Source organism: Maribacter sp., from assembly GCF_039968975.1.
In the GTDB taxonomy this organism is placed as follows: Bacteria; Bacteroidota; Bacteroidia; order Flavobacteriales; family Flavobacteriaceae; genus Maribacter.
Genome location: NZ_JBDVOT010000148.1, coordinates 1 through 7,756 on the forward strand (window position 1 = coordinate 1; position 7,756 = coordinate 7,756).

Annotated in this window: 3 protein-coding genes; all 3 read right to left on the reverse strand. The window is 41.1% G+C overall.

Going from position 1 to position 7,756, the window contains the following annotated elements:
* Window positions 1-4,559, reverse strand: a 4,559-nt coding sequence (locus ABJI11_RS10050) for a thrombospondin type 3 repeat-containing protein (RefSeq protein WP_348351756.1), incomplete at its 3' end; no start/stop codon positions are given.
* 467 nt (window positions 4,560-5,026) lie between these two features.
* Window positions 5,027-6,964, reverse strand: coding sequence for an OmpA family protein (locus ABJI11_RS10055; protein WP_348351758.1), 1,938 nt, complete (start codon window positions 6,962-6,964; stop codon window positions 5,027-5,029).
* 11 nt (window positions 6,965-6,975) lie between these two features.
* Window positions 6,976-7,756 (reverse strand): type IX secretion system membrane protein PorP/SprF (locus ABJI11_RS10060; protein WP_348350420.1); only part of this gene is annotated, 781 nt, incomplete at its 5' end.

Consider the following 7,756-nt stretch of genomic DNA (forward strand, 5'->3'; position numbering starts at 1 on the left):
GTACCATTGGTAACTCCGTCACCATCACAATCTGCCGCTGCCCAAATAGTATTGCCGGCATCATAACCAGTATAGCCTGCTGCTTGTACTGGGTCACAAGGATCTAGTGCATCACTGTCAGCGTCATCTTGAACACCATCACCATCTGTATCATTATTAAAAGGGTCTGTACCATTGGTAACCTCTGTACCATTGTCTACATTATCAGCATCACAATCCTCCGCTGCCCAAACTGCATAATTTTCATCAGCTGGAGCACGAACCGTTGGTACGGTAACCTCACAAGGATCAGATGGATCTGTACCATTGGTTACTTCAAATCCATTGGTTTCCCCATCACCATCACAGTCTAAATCATTCCAACTAGTTTCAGCATTAGCTACAACCTGATTTGTACTATATACACACGGATCTAAAGGATCAGTATCTGTGGTGTCTGGATCGCCATCGCCATCATCATCTAAATCACAAATCCCAACTAATCCGTCACCATCCAAATCTAAATCTTCAGTAGTAACTGCACTTACAGCGCCCGTGTTATAGGCAGCTGCAGCTACCAATCCGTTTGCTAATATTTTTCCTGAACCATCACCAACAGTTGAAGTATCAGCGTCATCAAATTCAGAACCATCGCCATTATCGGCAGTACTACTTTCATATGCTTCGTTAGCATCTGAACAGGTATCACCATCACTATCTACATTAAGAAAATCTGGAGTACCAGCTGTTGTTTCTGTTGCAACTGTACCTGTCCCAGCTGTATTAGGAATACCTTCTGCGCTTATTGCGCCATCTGCAATACCATTACCATCTGCATCTGTACCGCCTGATTCTACAACATCGTAAATTCCGTCATTATCACTATCTAAATCAAGCGTATTTGCTACACCATCATTATCATTATCACAATCTAAAACCGATCTAAAGGCAAAACCTTCATTTACGTGATTAGCACTTGAATTTATAGTACCATCTGCAAAATAACCAATATCCATAGGAAAAGTTATGCCCGTACTGGTGTCAATCAATAATGACCATTGCGAATCTGGTACAAGTCTGGATAAACCAGCAGCATCTGGAGCCACTTGAAAAGGAGTACCCGATGTTATCACGGCACCGTTACCTAAGTCTGTTTCACCCAATGGATCTGACAATACTGCCGTACCACCACCTGGCCATGTAATCGTAACCGTTTTATCTGCATTTTGAATATTACCTACGGCACTATTAGGCTCAAAAGAGGAAACTCTAATTGCATTTTGTACTGCATTTACAGGCTCTTGTAACATAAGCGTCATTTCTACCGTTGGATCTGTTCCTTGGTTCCATCTTACTTGTAAACCATCATCGGCAGAACCAGTTTTATCTAAAATATTATATTCGGTAGATGTAATCGTAAACTGTTGACTTACGCCATTACCATTATTATATTCTCCTGTTAGCAATAGTGTATCATCACCCGTTAAAATGGAGCCTTTTGCTGGCGTACATTCTAAATCATTTACTATACCATCATTATCATTATCTTCATCACAAGCGTCACCTACACCGTCGCCATCCGCATCATTATATAACGGATGATTTGGGGAGCATTCAGAACATTCATCAGCTTGTAGTAAATTATTAACAGAAGTTCCTATACCTTGAGAAACTCCTCCAGGAATACCTGCAGCATTTACTGTTGCAGTTAGTCTAAAACTACCATCTAAGTCTCCATAATCATAATTTGCATCGCCTTCTAAAGCATCTGGACAACCATCATTATCACTGTCGGAATCTAAATGATCATAAATACCATCATTATCTGTATCTATGTACAGTGAGCATAATGTGTTTACTCTCCAACCAATATTATCTGCATTAGCATTTTCTGATTGTGCGATAACAATTCTATTGATTCCTTTATCTATATTAAATCTGAAATTAGCTTCTTGAGCACCTCCTCCAATAATGGCCGCAACAGCATCTCCAGTAACAGGATCATAAGATGCTCCTGAACCAACGGTGCCTGTTGTAGAATATATATCTGCTGTAAATTCTACTTGAACGGAGCCATTATAAAATTTAATATTCTGACTTTCATTATAACTGCCAGAGGCATTTCTTGCCAAACTCCTTACATTAAATTCTGTAGATAGTATCAGTTCTGAAAATATAATTTCAGTAGTTGTACCTGTAATATTAGAATTTGAGTTACGAGTCTGCATATCTACTTGAACACTACCATCTGTATAATTGGGGTTTCCAGTAGGGAATGTTCCTGTTCCTATAGTTGTTGTAGCAACTGCAGTTATATCATTATCAAAATCTTTAATGTAAGCTATTAAATCACCATCATTGCTGTTTAAAGCAATTGTATTGTACGATGCATCTGTAAAGTGAATGTTGTTAGTAGGAACTAAACCACAGTCTTTATTAAATTCATCAACATCTAAAATACCTTCATTATCATCATCATCATCACAACCATCAGGAATTCCATCCAGATCTGAATCTATAGTATCATCAAAACCTTCACAGAGGTCTACAGTATCTGGTACTCCGTCATTATCATCATCTAAGTTTTCTATGGTAATAATAGCTGTTGTGTCATCTGTAGACGAATTAGAATCTGTTTGATCTTGTGTGTTAGAAATGATATTTGTAATACTTTTTGAAGGAATTGGAGCATCTATATCATCGGCACTGGCAACAAGAACTAAAGATTGCTTTTCTCCTTTAACCATATCACCAACATTCCAGTTTGGAGCAGACCAACTACCTTTGCTAGGAGTAGCACTTACAAGTGTTAATCCTTGTGGTAAGTTATCTGTTATTACTAAGCCAGTAGTATTATCTAATCCTAGACTTTCTACGGTAATTGTAAAAGTCACAGTTTCACCTTCAGATATTGTTGTTTTATCAGATGTTTTATTAATAAAAATATCTGGATTACAATAAAAAACCTCTATAACATTAGAGTTGTAATCACAACCACTTTTAGAAACGTTTACATAGTGTTCACCTATTTGAGTAGGAGTGTAGCTACTGGTGGTTTCTCCTGGTATTGGTACTCCATCTCTATACCATTGGTAGGCGTCAAATGCCTCTGTAACAGTTATTGTACTTCCTAAACATCCAGAACCTGAAATAGAGTAATCTACTACAGGAACGGTATCAAAACCAGAAAAATACCCTCCTGTACCCAACGCTCCACTTAATCCAACAACTCCTACGGCAATTGCACCAGTAGATTGTACTTTAATATTACCTGTTAAATTAGGAATATAAAAACTTTTCCAAGGTAAGCCTGTAGCCGGAATAGATGCGGGTAAGGTAACGGGGATATTATTTGCTGTTACTACAATATTGGCATCGGGAGTACTATTAGAAGCTAATATTGTTAGACTTCCACTAATTGATAAACCTGCTAAATCTTCAATAGTACTTATATTGTTTACATTATTCGGTAACAAACAGTTTACAGGAGCAATAAAATTCATTCCGTTTGTAGCTGCTGAAGTACTACCAGCCAAACATTGGTATGCATATACGTTTTTTGATGTTACAACGGTTAAATTACTACCAGCATTAGAACCAGAATAGTTTGATCCTGGCACTATAAAATACTCACCTTCATTTATTGTGGCAATCGGGGTTGCAGATCCATTCACAAAAATATCAGTACCACTTGCAGTACCAATAATAACAGGAAACTCTAAAGCATCTGTACCACCACCTCTAATAAAAACATATTCACGACCAATAATATCAATAGGTACGGGTTGGTCTATACCAGCATCTTGTACGTTAGATCCAGGAAGAACTCCTATAAGTATACTACCGTTACTTATGGCAATATCTTTATCTGATGTTACATCTGCACCTACCCAACCATATCTATTGGAATCACCATTGTTACCTACTGCCTCTAAAACATATGATTCTCCTTTATTTAATGTTATTGTTATGGTGTCATCTGTTAAACCAATAGGGTCTGCACCTAATCTAAAAACACAATCTGTATCATAATCAGAAATGGTCACCGTTGTATTATCTTCTGTAGCCATAATCCCTAAAGCAGAATTGTAAATACTCCTATCATGTACAAAAGGAATCCCTCCCCATTTAAAATGAGTTCCTAATGCAGCACGACCTTTAGATGTTAATGATGCACCTTGAGCGTTACTACGACCTCTGTAATTGGCATAAAACTTTTCTCCGCCAGGGGCTTCGAAACGTAAGCCTGCGGAAGTGCTTACGAAACCAACTTCGGCAGAGGGAAGTAGTGTGATTCCATTTTGTTGTGTGGGTAAAACATAAGTAAACGGATTTGTATTTGATACTGAAACAGTTGCTGCCGGTGTTAATGAAGTACCAATGTATATATTTACATTAAAAGGTATTGTTTCTGGAGTGGAGAGATATACGGATTGTTGATTTATATATCCTGCTCTGGCAGATGTAAGTGGAGGCATATAATGCAAGTCACTTAGTTGAGCGTAAGAACTACCAATGAAAAAAAGAAATAGTACTAAGGTTAGTATTTTGTTCCTGATATTTGATGACTTTATTTTCATTATGTGCTATTGAAGGGGGATGGTCAATAAGGAAATTATGGTTGTATTATAATTTTCTGTTTGTACTGCTTAGATATTTTTTTAGTTCTCGAGCAATATCAACAAATATAAATGTAATCTTTATACTACATTAATCGTTTTATTATCCCTAAATATAATATGAGAATGAACTGATAGTTCTACCATTGTTGTCTATCAAGAATAAAATGTTGTGAAATGACCATTTTTATATATGAAAATTTATTAAAAAGATGCATTTCATCGATAAGACCTATAATTTCAACGGATTCAAGAACTTTTATTTTTGTAAGAATTTCATGTTTTTGTAGTCATAAATTACATCCTATTTCATGTTCTCATTTAAAAAATCGGACGAAATACACACGAGCTTTGTAGTCTTATTTTAAAACAAAAAAAGGGAAGGAGCTATGCTCCTTCCCTTTTCAATATGTGTTGGTCTATGTTGATTATTCTACCACTACGAACTCCGATCGTCTGTTCAGTTGATGCTTTTCCTTGCTACATGGAACATTGTTGTCACAATCGTTCGTAAGTTCCGTTTCGCCATATCCCTCATATGAAATTCTATTACTTGGGATACCAGCCGCTACTAGATATTCCGCCGTTGCCTTTGCCCTGTTCGCGGATAATTTCATGTTGTAACTGTCTTTGGCCCGTGAATCCGTATGCGAACGTACCTGTACCTTCACGCTCGGGTATTCGTTAAGGTATGCCAGTACCTTTTCGATACTGTTCCTGGCATCTTCCCTGATGAAATACTTGTCGAAATCGAAATAGATCGGTTCTATGTTCAGATATTTCGCAAGATCCGTACCTATCGGTGCACCGTTATCCACTTGGACCAACATTACTTCAATTCCTGTTACATCTTCCGATTTTTCAGTATTGAAGGTCTTTGTACTGTCCTCATAGTCCGTTTTGGTCGCCACTACTTTGTAACTACCTTTCGCGCAGTTGCCTTCCATCTCGAAAGCTCCCTTATCGTCCGTGCTCGAACTTGATACTACCTGGTTGTCCTTGTCGTATACCGTTACCGATGCATCCGTTAATAGTGCATTGGTCTTTTCGTCCTTTACTATTCCCGTGATATTTGTATGGCAGGTGAAGTCCAACGGCGTCATTTCTACAAAGCTGTAGATATCGTCGTTCCCCTGTCCTCCTTTTCGGTTCGATGCGAAAAAGCCTTTCTTCGTTTCTTCGTCTATAATGTACGAGAAGTCGTCCTCCTCACCGTTCAAGGGACGTCCTACGTTGAACACTTCTCCCCTTTCGTTCTTCAGGTCGGTCGCGAAAACGTCCAATCCCCCTAGTCCCGGGTGACCGTCCGATGAGAAATAGAGTTTATCGCTTTGGGTCACGAAGGGGAAGGTTTCCCTTGCCTCGGTATTGATCCGCTCTCCCAAGTTTTGCGGTGTACCAAAACTGCCGTCCTTGTTAATGTCGATTACATAGATATCGGATTGCCCTTTCGTGCCCGGCATGTCCGAGGCAAAGTATAGTTTCGTTTCGTCCTTGTTCAAGGTCGGGTGCGCCACCGAGTAGCTGTCCCCGTTGAAAGGTAGTTCTTCGATATTTTTCCATTCATTGTTTTCTTTGGTCGCCCTGTATATCTTTAACCTGCTCACGCCTTCCTCGTCCCTTTCGAACTTACCGTCATCGGAGTTGTTACGTGTAAAGTACATCGTCTGTCCGTCCTTGGTAAATGCCGTGGACGATTCGTGGGTCTTCTTGTTCAGCTTCTTGCTCAGCTTGTCCACATCGGTGAAATTCCCTTGGTCGTCCTGTTCAGCTTTATATAGGTTCAGAAACGAACCGTTGTTCCATTTATGGATGTTCTTAGATAGCAGTCCGCTGTCCCTTGCCGTGGAGAAGACCAGTCCGTCTTCATGGAACGAGGGCGCAAAGTCCGATACCTTCGAGTTCAGCCCGATGTTCTTCAGTTCGTACCTCCCCGAGCGTTCCGCGATCTGCTCCAGGTAGTCCTGGTTCTCGCTATATAGTACACCGCGTTGGTCCGTGGCGCTTGCGCCGTTGAACCTGTCCATCCATTGGTCGGATTCCGTATACTTTTCCAAAGACTTTAGCGTCTGTGCGTAGCGGTACATATATTCCGGGTCGATGTCAGCGCCTTCAAGTGCGAACAGCTTGCCGTACCAGCTCGATGCCTCTTCGTAGTTCGCGTTCAGATAGTTCGCGTTGCCCAAATTCTTGTACACCTCTTCTTCGGTATAACCGTCCTTTACCAATTGCTCGTACGACTGTATCGCCGAGGCGTAGGCGTAGTTCGTGAACTTCGTGTCCGCTTTCTTTACTTTGTTGTCCTGAGCGCTTGCCATCAGGGCCATCACCGCAAGCCCACAAAAAATATATCCTGTTTTTTTCATGTCGTTTTTTATTAAAAGAATCTTGGGGTGATCACTCGTTTGTACTTGTTCAAAAATTCATACCTCAGCATGATCTCGAAGGAACCGTCGTTGAACCTGGTCGCCCCAAGATCGGTAGTCTCCTTGTCATAGGCAAGCCCCAACATCAACTGGTCGTTCAACTGAAAACCGAACAGCGCGCTCACCGCCGCGTCCCATCTATACGCTGCTCCCAAAGAGAACTTGTCGTTGAAAAGGAAGTTCGCGCTCAGGTCCATCTGTAACGGTGCTCCCTTTACCGCCTTGATCAATGCCGCAGGTTTGAACTTTACGTCGTTCTTTAGTTCGAACACGTAGCCCGTGATCAAATAGAAGTTCATACGCTCCTGCGCGATCAAACTCGAACTGTTCGTATCCGAACTGTCGAAGTGTTCCGTCTGCAAGAAGTTCGGTACCGATAGCCCAGCATAGAACTGGTCCGTATGGTAATAGATGCCCGCACCGAAGTTCGGCGAGAACTTGTTGTCGATGTTCGGTAGATTGCTCTCCGCACCGTAGTTCCTCAGTTTGGTAAAGTCCACGTTGAACAGGTGCCCGCCGGCCTTTAGACCGAACGAAAGCTTTCCTTCCTCCGACGTGTTGACCGTGTAGCTGAACGCCGCGTCTATATACGTATCCTGGTTGGTACCGTTACCGATCTCGTCGTTCACCACCGATAGTCCAAGTCCTACATGCTCCGATACCGGAGTGTGGAAGTTCAGCGTCTGCGTCGTCGGTGCGCCGTCAAGCCCAACCCACTGCGAACGGTGCAGC